This is a genomic window from Atribacterota bacterium (assembly GCA_028703475.1).
Taxonomy (GTDB): Bacteria; Atribacterota; Phoenicimicrobiia; order Phoenicimicrobiales; family Stramentimicrobiaceae; genus JAQVMU01.
In genome coordinates, this window is the sequence record JAQVMU010000017.1 from 1 (window position 1) to 16061 (window position 16061).

At 35.0% G+C, this 16061-nt stretch carries 19 protein-coding genes; 17 read left to right on the forward strand and 2 right to left on the reverse strand.

Annotation, left to right across the window (positions count from 1 at the left end; translation table 11 throughout):
- Nucleotides 1–369: 369 nt before the first annotated feature.
- From PHQ99_03390 to PHQ99_03430, 9 genes are all read left to right on the forward strand, one after another.
- Nucleotides 370–2655, forward strand: a complete 2286-nt coding sequence (locus PHQ99_03390; protein MDD4288621.1) for a DEAD/DEAH box helicase — start codon at nucleotides 370–372, stop codon at nucleotides 2653–2655.
- 1 nt (nucleotide 2656) lies between these two features.
- Nucleotides 2657–3955: a ribonuclease H-like domain-containing protein gene (locus PHQ99_03395; protein ID MDD4288622.1), complete on the forward strand. Its 1299-nt coding sequence runs from the start codon at nucleotides 2657–2659 to the stop codon at nucleotides 3953–3955.
- Between the two features lie 49 nt (nucleotides 3956–4004).
- Nucleotides 4005–4718, forward strand: a complete 714-nt coding sequence (radC, locus tag PHQ99_03400; protein MDD4288623.1) for a DNA repair protein RadC — start codon at nucleotides 4005–4007, stop codon at nucleotides 4716–4718.
- A gap of 31 nt (nucleotides 4719–4749) precedes the next feature.
- Nucleotides 4750–5256, forward strand: coding sequence for an NUDIX hydrolase (locus PHQ99_03405; protein ID MDD4288624.1), 507 nt, complete (start codon nucleotides 4750–4752; stop codon nucleotides 5254–5256).
- Nucleotides 5257–5283: 27 nt separating this feature from the next.
- Nucleotides 5284–5622: a cupin domain-containing protein gene (locus PHQ99_03410; protein ID MDD4288625.1), complete on the forward strand. Its 339-nt coding sequence runs from the start codon at nucleotides 5284–5286 to the stop codon at nucleotides 5620–5622.
- Nucleotides 5623–5629: 7 nt separating this feature from the next.
- A complete protein-coding gene (locus tag PHQ99_03415) occupies nucleotides 5630–6466 on the forward strand; it encodes a hypothetical protein (GenBank protein ID MDD4288626.1) in 837 nt (278 codons plus the stop codon).
- A gap of 16 nt (nucleotides 6467–6482) precedes the next feature.
- A complete protein-coding gene (locus PHQ99_03420; protein MDD4288627.1) occupies nucleotides 6483–6821 on the forward strand; it encodes a cupin domain-containing protein in 339 nt (112 codons plus the stop codon).
- 56 nt (nucleotides 6822–6877) lie between these two features.
- On the forward strand, nucleotides 6878–7681 hold the full coding sequence (locus tag PHQ99_03425; GenBank protein ID MDD4288628.1) for a hypothetical protein: 804 nt from the start codon (nucleotides 6878–6880) through the stop codon (nucleotides 7679–7681).
- A gap of 75 nt (nucleotides 7682–7756) precedes the next feature.
- Nucleotides 7757–8926 carry an alanine--glyoxylate aminotransferase family protein gene (locus PHQ99_03430; GenBank protein ID MDD4288629.1) on the forward strand — a complete coding sequence of 390 codons (1170 nt, stop codon included), beginning with the start codon at nucleotides 7757–7759 and terminating at the stop codon, nucleotides 8924–8926.
- A 141-nt stretch (nucleotides 8927–9067) separates the two neighbouring features.
- On the opposite strand, the gene PHQ99_03435 is transcribed toward PHQ99_03430, so the two are convergent.
- Nucleotides 9068–9661 (reverse strand): hypothetical protein, encoded by a 594-nt coding sequence (locus tag PHQ99_03435; GenBank protein MDD4288630.1) that lies wholly within the window; start codon nucleotides 9659–9661, stop codon nucleotides 9068–9070.
- Between the two features lie 28 nt (nucleotides 9662–9689).
- Nucleotides 9690–10241 (reverse strand): signal peptidase I, encoded by a 552-nt coding sequence (lepB, locus tag PHQ99_03440; protein ID MDD4288631.1) that lies wholly within the window; start codon nucleotides 10239–10241, stop codon nucleotides 9690–9692.
- A gap of 162 nt (nucleotides 10242–10403) precedes the next feature.
- Between lepB and PHQ99_03445 the strand changes: the two genes are divergently transcribed.
- The 8 genes from PHQ99_03445 to PHQ99_03480 form a co-directional block, all read left to right on the forward strand.
- Nucleotides 10404–11090, forward strand: coding sequence for an HAD family hydrolase (locus tag PHQ99_03445; protein ID MDD4288632.1), 687 nt, complete (start codon nucleotides 10404–10406; stop codon nucleotides 11088–11090).
- Nucleotides 11091–11113: 23 nt separating this feature from the next.
- Nucleotides 11114–12031 (forward strand): radical SAM protein, encoded by a 918-nt coding sequence (locus PHQ99_03450; protein MDD4288633.1) that lies wholly within the window; start codon nucleotides 11114–11116, stop codon nucleotides 12029–12031.
- A gap of 36 nt (nucleotides 12032–12067) precedes the next feature.
- Nucleotides 12068–12946, forward strand: a complete 879-nt coding sequence (locus tag PHQ99_03455) for a DMT family transporter (protein ID MDD4288634.1) — start codon at nucleotides 12068–12070, stop codon at nucleotides 12944–12946.
- 140 nt (nucleotides 12947–13086) lie between these two features.
- The gene (locus PHQ99_03460; GenBank protein ID MDD4288635.1) at nucleotides 13087–13599 is read left to right on the forward strand and encodes a nitroreductase family protein; all 513 of its coding nucleotides are present in this window, start codon (nucleotides 13087–13089) and stop codon (nucleotides 13597–13599) included.
- Between the two features lie 76 nt (nucleotides 13600–13675).
- A complete protein-coding gene (locus PHQ99_03465) occupies nucleotides 13676–13888 on the forward strand; it encodes a hypothetical protein (protein ID MDD4288636.1) in 213 nt (70 codons plus the stop codon).
- Between the two features lie 64 nt (nucleotides 13889–13952).
- Nucleotides 13953–14525, forward strand: coding sequence for a class I SAM-dependent methyltransferase (locus PHQ99_03470; protein MDD4288637.1), 573 nt, complete (start codon nucleotides 13953–13955; stop codon nucleotides 14523–14525).
- A 33-nt stretch (nucleotides 14526–14558) separates the two neighbouring features.
- Nucleotides 14559–15371, forward strand: a complete 813-nt coding sequence (locus PHQ99_03475; protein MDD4288638.1) for a ZIP family metal transporter — start codon at nucleotides 14559–14561, stop codon at nucleotides 15369–15371.
- 125 nt (nucleotides 15372–15496) lie between these two features.
- The coding region (locus PHQ99_03480; protein ID MDD4288639.1) for a hypothetical protein at nucleotides 15497–16061 on the forward strand (565 nt) is incomplete at its 3' end.

The following is a 16061-nucleotide window of genomic DNA, read 5'->3' on the forward strand; positions in this document are numbered from 1 at the left end:
AATCTCCAGGCCAAAAATCAACCAAGGCTTTATATTATCTATAAACAGAGTCTTTATTCTAATAATTAAGTTACATTTCACTAATAAGCTACTTTTATGATAAAATTTTAAGATATTCTTTTTATTTTGTTAATAATAAAGATTCTAATTTCAACCATGGGAGAAACCATGAATACCTCTTATGCTGGATTAAAAATAAAACTTGAAGACACCGGTTTTCAATCTGAACAATTAAAGAAAACAGGAATGAATGATTATTTTTATGGTATGATATATTTATAGAAATTTAACTGATTTGTCAATATTGTTTTTTTTATTTAAATTATTAAAAATTTTTTATAATACAGGATCTAAAACAGGAGTACTATAGTGAGTTGTGAAGTATCTGCAATAATAAAAGAGTTGGAAGATGATTTTACTGTTCGCCCTTATTTGACAGCATTAGAACATTTGCCTGCAATAGAAGCACAATTTGCTGAATTTCCGGATTGGTTAGACAGTTTATTGATTGATACTTTGAAAAAAGATGGCATAAATAAACTCTGGTCTCACCAGGCCAGTGCTTTAAAGGCTATTAAAGAGGGGAATAATGTAGTTACGGTAACCCCTACGGCCTCAGGAAAAACACTTTGCTATAACTTACCGGTTCTGGACGCTATTCTCAAAAAGCCTGAAAGCAGGGCGATCTACCTTTTTCCTACCAAGGCACTTTCTCAGGATCAGTTAGGAGAATTATATCATTTGATTGAGGCTGTGGATAAGCCGGTGAAAACTTTTACTTATGACGGTGATACTCCGGTTTCAGCCAGATCAGCAATTCGCAAGCAGGGTAACATAATAGTAACAAACCCTGATATGCTGCATACTGGCATATTGCCTCATCATACTAAATGGTATCAATTGTTTCAGAATTTAAAATATATAGTAATAGATGAAATTCATATCTATCGTGGTGTTTTTGGCAGCCACATGGCTAATGTAATACGTAGATTAAAAAGAATATGTGAGTTTTACGGTTCAAAGCCGCAATTTATCTGTTGTTCAGCGACTATAGCAAATCCATTGGAATTTTCCGAAAAAATTGTTGGTGAAAAGTTTACTCTAATAAATAATAACGGTGCACCCAGAGGGGAGAAATATTTTCTGTTTTATAATCCCCCGGTAGTAAACAGACAATTGGGAATTCGTAAAAGTTTAATCAAAGAAACTGCCCGTTTAGTAAGCAAGTTTTTAAATTATGATATTCAGACTATTGTATTTGCCCGTAGTCGTTTGACAACTGAACTATTAACAAGTTATTTAAAAGATTACCTGGTTAATATTGGTCAGGACAGAGATAAAGTAAGAGGATATCGGGGTGGATACCTGCCGAACTTACGCAGAGAAATCGAAAAAGGATTAAAAGATGGCAAGATTAAAGGTGTGGTTAGTACTAATGCCCTGGAACTTGGTGTTGACATTGGTCAGCTGGATGCCTGTTTTATTGCCGGTTATCCCGGTACAATCTCCAGTGCCTGGCAGCAGGCTGGCCGTGCCGGCAGACGTTCTCATTCTTCGGTTGCTATTCTTGTAGCATCAAGCGTACCTTTAGATCAATATATGATAAACTCTTCTGATTATTTCTTTAAGGAAACCCCGGAAAGTGCGGTTATTGATCCCAACAATCTCAGTATCTTAATAAGCCATATTAAATGTGCCGCTTTTGAATTGCCATTTATAAAAGGAGAAAAGTTTGGCTCTGAAGATTTAGAAGAAATTTTACAATTCCTGGAAGATAAGAAAATAATCCATTTTACCCAGAACAAATGGCACTGGATGAGTGAAGCCTATCCAGCTGATGAAGTTAGTTTGAGGAGTGCCTCGACCGAAAACTTTGCCATTATTGATTTAGAAGCAACAGAAAATAAAGTTATTGGTGAAGTTGACAGGGAAAGTGTGCCAACTACTATTCACGAAGGAGCTATCTATATCCATGAAGGAGAGCAATATGCTATTACCAGGCTGGATTATGATGACCATAAAGCTTATGCAAAAAAAGTTGATGTAAATTATTATACTGATGCCCAGGTAGAAAGTCATATTAAAGTTCTTGATGTGTTTGAAGGCCAACAAGAGGGAAATGTTAAGCATCAACATGGTGAGATTGCCATTACAACTATATCTACTATGTATAAAAAGGTCAAATTTTATACCCATGAAAACCTTGGCTATGGAAAGATTAATCTACCTGCCGAAGATATGCATACCACTGCCTATTGGCTTATCCTGTCAGAGGATATTCAAAACCTTTATGGAAAGATACAGCCCGGATTTAGCTTTGATTTGGGAGGAGGACTCCTTGCCCTGTCTAATGTGATGGTTAATGTTGCCCCTTTATTTATTATGTGTGATCCGAAGGATATTCAAGCAGTAGCCCAGATACGTTCACCTTTTACCGATTTGCCAACCCTATTTATCTATGACAATTATCCGGGTGGCGTGGGATTTAGTGAAAAAATATATGAACTTCGAAATAAAATTTTGGAGGCAGCAAGAGATCTGATAGAAAACTGCGGTTGTGATGAAGGCTGTCCCTCTTGTGTTGGTCCAATTAACCAGGTTGGAAATAATGGAAAACAGAGTGCACTGTTAATCTTGAAGGAGGCTATTCGCTAAGATGAACCTGAAAGAACGTTTGGAGAAGATTGAGAACTTAAAGAAAAAAGTTCAGCAAATCAGCCATAATCACAGTGGAAGAAAAACGTTTTCTGCCAGGCAGAGTAAACCTGTTCATATTTCAGAATTATTAACCGGAAATACCGTTGATACCCCTTATGGTCCCTGCTTTTATACAGAGGAAAAAATACCATTAGACAGGATCTTCGGTGATTATTCTCTGGCAGAGACTGAATTATATTTTCCCGGAAGAGAGGACATTTATTCTTTTGGATATCAAGACAACATTCAGGATGTAGAACTAAACCAGGCTCTTTTTTTTGATACGGAAACAACCGGATTAGCCGGAGGAGCAGGTACCTATATATTTTTAATGGGACTGGGTTTTTTTACTGACGACAGCTTCTGTGTCAGACAGTATTTTATGTCAGATTATAATGAGGAAGAAGCCTTTCTCTGGTCAATTAATCAATTATTTTCCCGGGGTTTTAAGATGCTGGTGTCCTATAATGGAAAATGCTATGATTTTCCGCTGATGCAGACCCGTTTTATTATGACCAGAATTCCGATGCAATTAACCTATCAACACCATCTGGACTTATTATTCCCTACGCGGCGTCTCTGGAAGAGAAGGTTACAGGATTGCTCTTTGTCAAATATTGAAAAAAGGGTTCTCAATATCCAAAGAAATGAAGATATACCGGGCTATATGATTCCACATGTCTATTTCCGTTATTTACAGAATAAGGACGCCCGCCCGCTCAAACCTGTTTTTGCACATAACCTGCAGGATATTATTTCTTTGGCGATTCTTACTACTAAAATTGGTCAGGTTTTGCAGGATCCTTTTAATGCCGGGATAAGAAAAAACGGTATTGATCTATTTAGTATCGGAAAAATATTTGAAGGATATAAAAAATATGAGTTTAGCAGCCGATGTTATGAAGAAGCATTAAATTGCGACCTGTCTGATGAGCAATCCTTAGAGGTATTAAAGCTGGCCTCTTTTGCCTATAAAAGGCAGGGTAACTGGAAACAGGCTGAAAGTACCTGGCGGGACATTATCTCTTTGAGCAAAGAATTTATCCTGTACCCCTATGAGGAATTGGCAAAATATTATGAGCATCAACTGAAGGATTACTCCAGGGCAAATAATATAATAGAAGAGGCCTTAGCCCGTTTAAAGGAAGAAAAATCAGATCCTGATAGTAAGGATAAGTGGATACAGGAATTAAATCATCGAATGGAGAGAATTAACGGGAAAAAAGAAAAAGGCAAACAAATCTCCTCAGAAATATAGTAATATAAGTAATATAAAAAACAAATATTAAAGACTTATTGGATGAGTTTTGAATAAAGAAGAAAGTAAAGCTGTAAAAAACAATTATACTATCAAGGATTGGCCGGAATCTGAAAGACCCCGGGAAAGATTGATGCAACATGGTGCAGAGTATTTGACAGATGCAGAACTGCTGGCAATTATTTTGGTAAACGGTTATTCAGGGAAAACTTCAGTTGAATTGGCAAGAAGTCTGTTGACTGAATTTGGTGGATTGAGAAAGCTGATGAATATGTCCTATGCTGAAACAAAAAAAATACCTGGCATAGGAAGGGCAAAATATTCTCAAATAAAGGCAGTCCTGGAATTGGCAAGACGCTTATCACAGGAAAAAATGTTTCCGGGAAAAAGAATTCAAAAAGCTCAGGATGTAGTAGATTATTATTATGCCGAGATGCGGGATAAAAAGAAAGAACTTTTTCATATTCTGCTTTTAGATATACGTTATCAGGTTATAAGAGATGTACTTATTTCAATGGGAAGTCTGACAGAGACAACAGTGCACCCGCGAGAGGTGTTAAAAGAAGTAATTAAGGAATCTGCGGCAGCTGTTATTTTTCTTCATAATCACCCCAGCGGAAATCCGAACCCCAGCAGTCAGGATATCAAATTAACTGATAGATTATGTAAATCCTGTCAGATGATAGGAGTAAAAGTCCTTGACCATATAATTATCGGAGAGGATAATTTTTATAGTTTTACCCAAATGGGTCAGATAAGCTAACTGAATTTTTTGGAACAAGGGAGCTGATTACTTGAAAAAATCAGAAATGAAGTATTGTACAAAATGTGGAAATATATTAGAAGTAAAGGTTATTCATAATAAAGAAAGAATATATTGTAAATATTGTAATACTGTTTTTTATAATAATCCACTCCCTACTGTGGCAATTGTTGCCCAAAATGATAGGGGTGATTTATTGTTAGTAAAGAGGGGAGTAGAGCCTAAAAAAGGTTTTTGGGCATTACCCGGTGGATTTATGGATAGTAATGAGTCAGCTGAAAAGGCTGCTCTAAGGGAGATGTTTGAAGAGACAGGCCTGAAAGGAAAGATTGACAGGTTCATTAAAGTGTATAATCATAATAGTAAGATGTACGGAGAAGTTATAATAATAACTTACAAAGTAAAGATTATCGGAGGAAATTTAAGAGCCGGTGATGATGCAGAACAGGCAAAATTTTTTGATGTTAACCAGCTTCCCGCACTTGCATTTTCCTTTCAGGAAGACGCAGTAGAACAGGTAACAGGAATACTCTTATAAAAAGATAAAAAGTTAGAGGTAAAAAGAATGAGTGATATTAAATTTTTTAAAAAAGATGAGTTGAAGGTTAAAAATGTTCTGAAAAGTTCGCAATTAAGAGCAGTAGCTAACGAACACGTAATGATTACATTATTTGATTTCGGTCCAGAGGATGAGGTTATGCCTAATCATAATCATCCTCATGAACAGATAACTTTTGTTTTAAGAGGCTCTGTAAGAATGATTTCTGGAGAAAAAAGTCAGGTGCTTAATACCGGCCAGGGTGCGATAATACCACCGGATGTTGAACATAAAATAATTGCGCTGGAAAAAGAAAGTCAGGTAATGGATGTCTTTTACCCCCTCAGGGAAGAGTATTTATCTTAAGAGCAGAATGAAAACTAGAAAGCGAGAAATTTTTATGAAAGTTTTAGCTATTGATTATGATGGAGTTATAGTAGACAGTGTGATGGATTCCCTTTTTGTTAGCCATAATGCCTATTTGAAAGTATTTGGTAGTAATAGTAAAAAGATATTCGGAGGAAAAACTTTTACCCTTAAAAATTGGACAGTAATACAAAAAAAATATAAAAAAGAAATAGAAAAATATCGCTCTCTTCGGCCATATATTCGAGGAGCTACCGATTATGGTTTAATCCAGAAGATGCTGGAAGAAGGTAAGGATGTACAAAGCCAACAGGAATTTGATGAATACAGACAGTCAGTTGAATTTGATTTTCAGAAATTTCATGATGCCTTCTACCAGGCAAGAAAAGATACACAGGACGAGAGTTTTGAAGACTGGCTTAGTTTAGAACCTCCCTATGAAATAGTACTTAAAGGAATTCGCAAATTTGTTCAGCAAGGAATCAAGGTAATTGTTGCTACTTCTAATCGACGAGAATATATCGCCAGCGTATTCCCTGCTGAATATTATGACATTCCGATTGGTGTTGACGATATTCTTGATTTTAGCTTTGGAGAAGACAAGTCAAGCCAGATGCATCATATCTGCGACAAATATAATGTTGATTATCAAGACATTTTTTTTGTTGATGACCAATTAGCTCATCTGGAGCAAACCAGAAAATTAGGAATTAATGTTTTTTTGGCAGGATGGAGTTATGCTACCATGCAGCAGAAAGAAATAGCTAGAGAAGAAAAGATCCCTGTCATTGAGAAGGAAAAAGATTTTTATTCTGTGATAAAAAAATATTTAAAAAATGAATAATTAGGAGGAAAGAATTATGAAAGTAACTGATTACCATAAAGTTCCGGCAGAAGCAGTTGAAATGGATGAGGCAAAAGGTGTTAAGGTAAGATGGCTTATTTCAGATAAAGACAACGCCAAAAATTTTGCTATGAGACTGTTTGAGGTTCAACCAGGTGGATATTCTCCTTATCATATTCATGATTGGGAACATGAAGTGTTTGTACTGGAAGGAGAGGGAGAAGCAAAAATAGATGAAAAAAGTTATTCCATAAAAAAAGACTCTGTTGTATTTGTTGAACCAGGTCAGAAACACACCTTTAAAAATACCGGTGACAGTCTATTAAAGTTTCTTTGTCTGATTCCATATAAGTAGGTTATTAATTTTTAATTTCTAAAGAAATAGAATTTTAAAAAAATGCGGAGTTTTCAATGAAGATACTGGCAGTTGATTTTGACGGAGTAATAAGTGATAGTGCTTTAAAATCATTGTTTGTCAGCCATAATGCTTATTGCCGTTATTTTGGAGATGAGGTGAAAAAGAATTTTGGCGGTGAATGTTTTACTTTTGAAAATTGGGAGAGAATGAAAAGAGAATACAGACGAGAAATGAAAAAATATCGCCTGCTCCGTTCTTATATAGAACTATCATGTGATTTTTTTGTGATGATAAAAATTATCGAAGAACAGATTGAGGTAAAAAATCAGCAGGAATTTAGAGAAATTCGCAACCAACTGAATTTTAATTATGATTTCTTCCATGAATTATTTTTCCAGGAAAAGGAAAGATGGCAAAATAAAGATTTTAAAAAATGGTTCTCCCTATCTCCTCCTTTTAAACATGTAACAATGGGAATAAAAAAATTTCTGGAAGAAGACAAAAAAGTTGTCATTGCCACATCTAATCTGGGTAAGGCAATTCATCCGGCTTTTCATTCGGATTATCTGGGGTTTTCAATTGATTTGGAAGATATTTTTGATAAGAATTATGGAAAAAATAAATCTGATCATATGAAGGGAATAGCTGGCCAATATGGTGTTGATTTTAAAGATATATATTTTATTGATGATCAGCTGAGTTACCTGGAGGAAACGCAGCCATTAGGAATAAACCCTTTCCTTGCCGGGTGGGGTTATTGTACAAATGAACATAAAAAAATTGCACGAGATAAGGGAATTATTGTTATTGAAAGAGAAGAAAAGTTTTATCCACTATTTGAAAAATTATTGTTTTAAGGATAAGGTATAAATAAAACTATTATTAAAAATGATGTTGTGGGAAAAATAAATATCATATTTAAGGAGGAATAAATGTATAAAGATTTAAATCCGAGAAGAAAGATATTAATGGGGCCGGGTCCCAGTGATGTCCATCCCCGTGTATTGAAGGCTATGTCTACTCCGCTGGTAGGTCATCTTGACCCTGATTTTCTGGAAATTATGAACGAGACCAGGGATATGTTAAGAGAGGTATTTCAGACAAAAAATGAGCTCACTATTGCTTTATCCGGTACAGGAAGTGCCGGCATGGAGGCTGCTCTGGTAAATATGCTGGAGCCGGGTGATAAGGCAATAATATGCATTAACGGTTTATTTGCCGAGAGAATGGCAGATATAGTAAAAAGGTGTGGTGCAGAACCAATTATAGTTGAAGCAGATTGGGGAGATATTATCAGACCGGAACAGGTTAAGGAAGCCTTTGAAAAAAATAAAAATATAAAACTATTAGCTATTGTACATGCCGAAACATCAACCGGAGTCAGACAACCACTGGAAGAAATCTCTCAAATAACCAAAGAACAAGGAGCTTTTTTTGTAGTGGATGCAGTTACTTCATTAGCAGGTATCCCTGTAGAGACCGATAAATGGAATATTGATGCCATCTATAGCGGTACTCAGAAATGCCTTAGCTGTCCTCCGGGATTATCTCCGGTGTCCTTCAGTGGTGACGCTGTTAGGTACTTAGAAGGCAGGACTTCTATTATCCGTAGCTGGTATCTGGATGTTAAAATGCTGCAAAGCTATTGGGGCAAGGAGAGATTTTATCATCATACTGCCCCGATTAATATGATTTATGCACTAAGAGAGGCCTTGCGAATGGTTTTGGAAGAAGGTTTAGAAAAAAGATTCCAAAGACATCAGCTGCATTCAGAGGCACTTGTTGCAGGTCTGGAAGCAATGGGATTGGAGATGGTGGCTGCTGCCCAGTATCGTTTGCCTGAACTAAATGCAGTCTTTATTCCGAATGGTATAGATGATGTAACAGTCAGAAAAGCCCTGTTAAATGAATATGGAATTGAAATAGGCGGAGGCTTGGGGAAATTTAAAGGCAAAGCATGGCGAATTGGACTAATGGGCTATTCCTGCTCTAAGGCTAATGTAATGCTATGTTTGGCAGCCCTGGAGAATATCTTGAGAACTCTAAATTATAAAGTTAAGGAGCAGGGTATTTCAGCTGCAAATGAAGTATACAATAAATAAGTTTAAAATTATTTTAGTAAATAAATTATTTAACTAATAAATAAACCGAACTGATAGATTACAAAAAGAGAGAGTACGATAATTGTACTCTCTCTTTTTGTAAAAATATTACTTTTCAAATAATAAACAAAGAGATATCTTCTATTCAATAATAAATCCAATAGTCTGTTCGACTGTTTTTTGGCTAAAAACATCTTTTATTACCAGTAAAAACTGGAATTCCCCAGTAGGGAAAAGGCTGTCCTGAGTAACTGTATTGGTAATCAATATTTCACTATTGGGACTATGAGATAAAAGATGATAATCCAAAAAATCTTTTTGCCCCCATAGAATAGTACCTTCCATATCGAGAATATAGAGATCCTCTTTTATATGAATTTCAAATAAATCTTCCTCAATTTCTTTTATTGTAAAATTTTTAGGTTCAGTGTAAAAATAAATTGTTTCCCCCTGGGAAAAAGAAATATTTTCACGTTCCTGATAAATTCCAAATCCCATTGCTTCCTCTTCGGTAAACTTTAGATTATTCAGTTCCAATGGCGCCTTATCACGGATTAACAGCAAGGCCTTTTCCAATGATTTAACAGCTGTGTTAAAGTCTTGTTTTTCTAAAGCTGTCAGTGATTCTTCAATCAATATCTTTGCTGAATTTTCTGAGGCAATCATAGTCGCAGGAGTGAAAATTAATAGCAAAATTATAATCGAAATACATAAAAATAAATATATTTTTTTCATTTTATATACTCCCATATTTTTAAATTAATTAAGGCATACGGGCATGAGTGATAGGCCAAAAGACTACTGATGCTCTTCCGATAATGTTTTTCTCCGGGACAAATCCCCAAAATCTACTATCACTACTATTTGACCGATTATCACCTAAGACAAAATAAGAGTCTTCAGGAACAATAATTTCCGGCATAGTTTCATAAGAACGATGTTCTATATAATCCTCTTCCAGCTGCTCTCCATTTAAATAAACTGTACCATCAACGATTTTTACTTTATCTCCCTCAACGGCAATTACTCTTTTTATATAATTATGATTCTGGTCAATAGGAGGTTTAAAAATAACAATTTCCCCATGTTTCGGCTCTGTTATTCTATATACAATCTTATTACAGATAAGTCTTTCGCTATTAAAAAGGGTATCCTCCATGGATGCCCCTTTTACCACTGTAACCTGTCCGATAAAGGTAATAATAATAAAAGCAATAATACCGGCACTGACAACTGTCTCAAAAAGCTCTCTCCACATAGATTTTACCTTTTTTTCATTTTTTTCCACATTCAGATTATCTTTACTGTTTTTCATCAATTCCCTCTCTGTTAAATATTTATTGTTTTATAACTAATAAAAATTATATCACATTTATATTATTTTCAATCCAGTTAAAATATATTTTACCAAAAAATACAAACAAGTTATAATAAAAAGTAAATTTATAATAAAATATTTTTTAAAATGGCGGAGGAAATGAATATTCTCACTATTCTATTTGATTTAGATGACACTTTAATATACACATCCAAAATTTATCATCGTTCCCGGAGAAAATTTTTTTCTGCACTGTCCGGATTAGGATTTTTAGAAAATGAAGTGCTGGAAAAATTGGACGAAATTGATATCGGTCATGTTTCCGAACAAGGCTTTACCAAAGAGCGATATTCATACAGTCTTATCAAGACCTATCATTATTTTTGCAAAAAGGCCGGTAGAGAACCAGAGTCAAAAATTGAAAAAGAAATATCTGAAATTGGTTGGAAAGTTTATCTGCAAAAACCGGAACAGGTAAAAGGGGCAAAACAGGTGCTGAATTATTTGAAAAATAAATATAAACTGATTTTAGCAACCTTAGGAGACCCGGAAATACAACATAATAAAATATCCCAGTCAGGTCTACAATCATATTTTTCTGCTATCCATGTTATGAAACACAAAAGTGATGAAGAATATACACAGATTTTAGAGAGACATCAGCTAAAAAAAGAAGACACATGGATAATAGGCAATAGTGTTCGTTCTGATTTAAACCCGGGATTAAGAATAGGTATAAATTGTATTTTAATACCTGCCGGTACCTGGAAGTTTGAAGAAGAGGATCCAATCTCAAATAATTATTTAAGATTGGATTGTTTAACAGATATTCTGGACTATTTGTAGGTTGAATATGAATTAATTAAAAGATGAAAAAACATCCTTCTTATCTCAACATTAATGAAATTGAATTTAACGAACGCATTAAAAAGGCATATCAATATCTAAAGTCTTGCATACTATGTCCTCATCAATGTGGTGTAGACCGGATTTCCGGTCAAAAAGGATTTTGCCGTTCAACAGGGCAAATAGAGATTTCCAGCTTTAATGCCCATTTTGGAGAAGAGCCGCCCATTTCCGGAATTAATGGTTCGGGAACCATATTTTTTTCTAATTGTACTTTGCGTTGTGTATATTGCCAGAATTACCCAATTAGCCAGCTGGGCCATGGCAACAAAATATCTGTATCAGAATTATCCCAAATAATGCTTGCTTTACAAAAACGAAAATGCCATAATATAAATTTAGTGACTCCGACTCATTTTGTACCGCAGATAATAAGTGCGATTAAAAAAGCAAGATCAGGAGGCTTATGCCTACCTATAGTTTATAATACCAGTGGTTATGAATCAGCTGAGACACTTCAGTTGCTCGATGGCATTGTTGATATCTATCTACCAGATATCAAGTATTCTGATGATAAACTTGCGGAAAAATATTCGAAGGCGACAAATTATTCCTTAGTTAATAAAAAGGCCTTACAGGAAATGTATCGGCAGGTAGGAAATCTAAAAGTTGACAGGAAGGGAATAGCAATTTCTGGATTGATAATCAGACATCTGGTCTTGCCGGGTAAATTATCCGGAACAGAAAAAGTATTAAATTGGATTGCTGAAAATATATCTAAGGAGGCTTATATCAGTTTGATGGCACAATATTTTCCGGCTTTTCAGGCTTTAGAATATCCTGAATTGTCTCGAAGAATAACCCGAAATGAGTATAAAAAAGCAAAAGAAATTTTTGACAGATGTGGCCTTGTTAATGGTTGGATCCAGCAAGATAACTAAAGTATTTGCAAATGAAAGGATAAGGAAGACAGTACCTTGAAAGAAGGAAAACCAAACATAAAAGCTGAATTTATATTAATAGGGGTTGTTATAATCTGGGGATATACTTTTCCGGTTATCAAGAATGTCCTGGAAAGCATACCCCCTTTTACTTTTTTGTTTTACCGATTTTTCCTGGCTTTCATAATAATCTATCTGCTTTTTAGAAACAGAATAAAAAGGATTAATTTAATTATTGTTAGAAATGGCTTTATAGTCGGCTTATTCCTTTTTTTAGGCTATTTTGGCCAAACAGTGGGGACTCAATTTACTACTGCGACTAAAACTGCTTTTATCACCGGAATTTCAGTTGTAATGGTGCCCATTTTTGCTTTTTTCTGGATTAAGGAAAGAATCAACCGTAATTCTATAATTGGCGTAATATTTGCAGTATTAGGCCTTTGGTTAATGAATTCCAATGGCACCTTCTATCATATTAATTTAGGGGATTCTCTGGTATTTCTTGGTGCCATTGGTTTTGCTCTCTATGTGATAGCAGTGGATATCTATACAAAAAAATCAGATTATATTCCATTAGTTTTCATGCAGTTGGTCACAGTTTGCTTACTATCTTTTATTGCTGCTGTTATTTTTGAAACTGAAAACCTGCATTTTAATTATGGAAATTCAGTCTGGTGGGCAGTAATAATTAATGGGGTATTTGCTACTGCACTCGCCTTTTATTTACAGAATCGTTTTCAGAGATATTCCAGCCCAACCAAGATTGCCATTATTTTCTCAGCGGAGCCGGCTTTCGGAGCCTTATTTTCACATCTCATATTAGGAGAAATTGTAGGATTCTTTGGATTAATTGGTGCTGTTGCAATATTTTCTGGAATGTATATTGCCCAAATAGAACAAATTGAAAAAATATAATTCAATTTTATCTCTCATATTTTTCAAATAAATTATTTATAATACTTTTTATAAGATATAATTAAGTAAAAAGCAATAATTTTAAAGTTTTTGCATTCCTCATGATTATTCCAAAATATGTCAAAAGAGAGGAGTAGAAAATGATTATAGAAGCTATAAAAAAAAGGAGAAGTGTCAGAAAATATCAACAAAAGGATATTCCTCCGGATATTTTAAATGAAATTATTGAGGCAGCCAGATTAGCACCATCAGCAAGCAATCGTCAACCCCGGAAATTTGTTATTGTCCAGGATAAAGAATTAAAGCAGCAGCTGATGATGGCCAGCAGAAATCAGAAATTTGTTGGAGAAGCTTCTGCTGTTATTGCTGGCTGTGCGACAAATATAAAGCACATAATGCCCAATGGGATTTATGCCTATCCTGTTGATGTATCTATTGCCCTGGAGCATATCAGCCTTCAGGCAGCTGATCTTGGCCTTGGGACATGCTGGATTGGTGCTTTTGACCAGGAAAAAGTAAAAGAAATATTGAAAATACCAAAAGATGTAGCCATAGTATGCTTGATGACTCTTGGATATCCGGCAGACATTGGTCTTACCAGAGAGCGAAAATCTTTAAAAGAAATTATCTGCTATAATTATTATACTGAATAAATTAAACTCAGCAGGGTGCCTCTACTTGCCAGGGCTGTGCTATTCGCACGATTAAAATATGAAGGGGGTTTTAATAATGCGTAAAATATTGCTGGAAAGAACTAAAATAGGTGAATTCCTAAGCATAGAAGCTAATTTTAATAATAATGAAGACATTGACCTTATATTGTATTCAGTAGATGTTGCATCAAACTGTGTCTTCAAAAAAGAAGAATGGCGAGAATTTGTTGAGTATATTAATAAAATTGACAGGGATTATCAATTATTTATTAAAGAATCTATTGAATGAATTGAAGAAAGGATAAGAATCTATTCTCCAATATTATTTTTACCATTTATTAATTGATCCTTTGTTGGTAGGGGTTAGAAAGATTATCAATGATTTAACTGATCCAAATGCCACAGTTGTTGATATTGGTTGCGGAACCGGAGAGCTGGTTTTTTGTTTAGCTCCTCGATCAAAAAGAGTTGTGGGTATAGATGTGAATGAAAACATTTTGCAACACTCAAGAAGAAAGATGAGAAAATTAGAGGCTAGTAATGTTGAGTTTATAAAAAAAGATGTTAATGAAGAAAGTTTTTTTAGCCAAAATCAGTTTGATTATGCTATATTATCAATGGTTTTGCATCAGTTTGGTTTGACAGAGGCAAACAAGGTATTAGAATCAGCAAAAAAGGTTGCAAAATACATTATTTTGGCTGATTTTTCAAGTCCTTTACCAGACAGTATTGCTGGTCAAGGGGCATTGTTAATCGAAAAAATTGCCGGCGGAGAGCATTATAACAGCTTTAAAGCATATCAAAAAAAGAATGGCTTGAATTATTTTTTAAGAACCTGTCAATTACCGGTAATAGAAGATAAATTAGGTGGCCTTGATGTTATCAGGATTGTTAAAACTTTATCAAAAAGTATCCAAGAAGGCTAATAAATAATCAAAAAGAGGTAAAAGATATCAGTCATGTTAGAAAATATAAATGATATTAATCCGGTTCTGCAGGCTTTAGTGGCAGGGATATTTACCTGGGGAATGACTGCCCTTGGCGCATCGGCTGTTTTCTTTACCAGAAATATTAACAGGAAACTGCTTGATACTATGCTGGGATTTGCTGCAGGCGTAATGATTGCTGCCAGCTATTGGTCTCTCTTAGAGCCTGCAATTGCTATGTCTGAAGAAGGTCCCTTGCCCGGTTGGTTGCCTGCTGCTATAGGCTTTTTATTGGGTGGAATATTCCTGCGGGCAATTGATGCTGTTTTGCCCCATTTGCACCTGGGGATGCCGGCAACTGAAAAAGAGGGAGTTCCGACATCATGGAAAAGAAGCACACTGCTTATTCTTGCTGTTACTTTGCATAATATACCAGAAGGTTTAGCGGTGGGAGTGGCATTTGGAGCAGTAGCCGCCGGACTCCCTGCTTCAACTATTTCTGCCGCTATTGTATTAGCCATTGGTATAGGAATACAGAATTTCCCGGAAGGTATGGCAATTTCTATGCCGTTAAGGAGAGAAGGTATATCTACGATGAAAAGTTTCTGGTATGGTCAGTTATCGGGTATCGTGGAACCCATCTCTTGTGTTATTGGCGCTTCAGTTGTCTTAATAGCCCGGCCAATTTTGCCCTATGCGCTGGCTTTTGCAGCCGGTGCCATGATATTTGTAGTAGTTGAAGAATTAATACCTGAATCACAGCAGGGAGGTTATTCAGATTCTGCTACAATGGGCCTTATGATAGGTTTTACTATTATGATGATTTTGGATGTAGCATTAGGATAAGGAAAAAACTTCTTAATAATTAATATATTTCTAAATGTTTAATGGTTAAAATTTACAAAGTTAAATTTTTTTAAAATTGTTTTTCATATATATTTACTAAAATGTTGATCGGATATTTAAAAAAGATGTTGCACAAATTATTATTTTTACTTTCAATTATTTTTTCTGGCCTTACCCTGGGTTATTTATTACAGTACATTGATAGGAAGCAAAAAGATATTTTTTTAGTTTCCAGGGATAGTTTAAGAAAAAATCTTCAAAAATTAGCTATTTTTTCCCTTAATCCTATTTCAGTTATTGGAGCAATTTGGTATGCAAATTTGTCATCCTCTAAAGCTATTTTTATTCCGGTAATGGGAATAATTTCATTTTTTCTGGGAGCATTATTGTCCTTTCTTGCTGCGAGGTATTTGAGATTATCAAGACCTGCTACCGGTATATATGTAATCACTGGTTCATTTTCCAATATAGGAGCCATGGGAGGAATGATCTGCTTTGCTTTTTTTGGAGAGGCAGGATATGCGCTTACCCCGATTTATAATTTTATCCTTCCTGCTCTATATTTTGCAGTTGGTTTTCCTGTTGCTAAATATTGTAGCAACCATTATCAGAAGAATGAAAATCTAATAGCCAAGATAGTAAATACATTAATTGATCCATTTGTATTTGTCCCGGTAATCAGTTTAACGA

Excerpts from the sequence above, each read along its gene's own strand:
- PHQ99_03395 (MDD4288622.1), top strand. The coding sequence starts at position 2,657 with ATGAACCTGAAAGAACGTTTGGAGAAGATTGAGAACTTAAAGAAAAAA.
- PHQ99_03410 (MDD4288625.1), top strand. The coding sequence starts at position 5,284 with ATGAGTGATATTAAATTTTTTAAAAAAGATGAGTTGAAGGTTAAAAAT.
- PHQ99_03415 (MDD4288626.1), top strand. The coding sequence starts at position 5,630 with ATGAAAACTAGAAAGCGAGAAATTTTTATGAAAGTTTTAGCTATTGAT.
- PHQ99_03420 (MDD4288627.1), top strand. The coding sequence starts at position 6,483 with ATGAAAGTAACTGATTACCATAAAGTTCCGGCAGAAGCAGTTGAAATG.
- PHQ99_03425 (MDD4288628.1), top strand. The coding sequence starts at position 6,878 with ATGAAGATACTGGCAGTTGATTTTGACGGAGTAATAAGTGATAGTGCT.
- PHQ99_03430 (MDD4288629.1), top strand. The coding sequence starts at position 7,757 with ATGTATAAAGATTTAAATCCGAGAAGAAAGATATTAATGGGGCCGGGT.
- PHQ99_03435 (MDD4288630.1), bottom strand. The coding sequence starts at position 9,661 with ATGAAAAAAATATATTTATTTTTATGTATTTCGATTATAATTTTGCTA.
- lepB (MDD4288631.1), bottom strand. The coding sequence starts at position 10,241 with ATGAAAAACAGTAAAGATAATCTGAATGTGGAAAAAAATGAAAAAAAG.
- PHQ99_03445 (MDD4288632.1), top strand. The coding sequence starts at position 10,404 with ATGAATATTCTCACTATTCTATTTGATTTAGATGACACTTTAATATAC.
- PHQ99_03450 (MDD4288633.1), top strand. The coding sequence starts at position 11,114 with ATGAAAAAACATCCTTCTTATCTCAACATTAATGAAATTGAATTTAAC.
- PHQ99_03460 (MDD4288635.1), top strand. The coding sequence starts at position 13,087 with ATGATTATAGAAGCTATAAAAAAAAGGAGAAGTGTCAGAAAATATCAA.
- PHQ99_03465 (MDD4288636.1), top strand. The coding sequence starts at position 13,676 with ATGCGTAAAATATTGCTGGAAAGAACTAAAATAGGTGAATTCCTAAGC.
- PHQ99_03475 (MDD4288638.1), top strand. The coding sequence starts at position 14,559 with ATGTTAGAAAATATAAATGATATTAATCCGGTTCTGCAGGCTTTAGTG.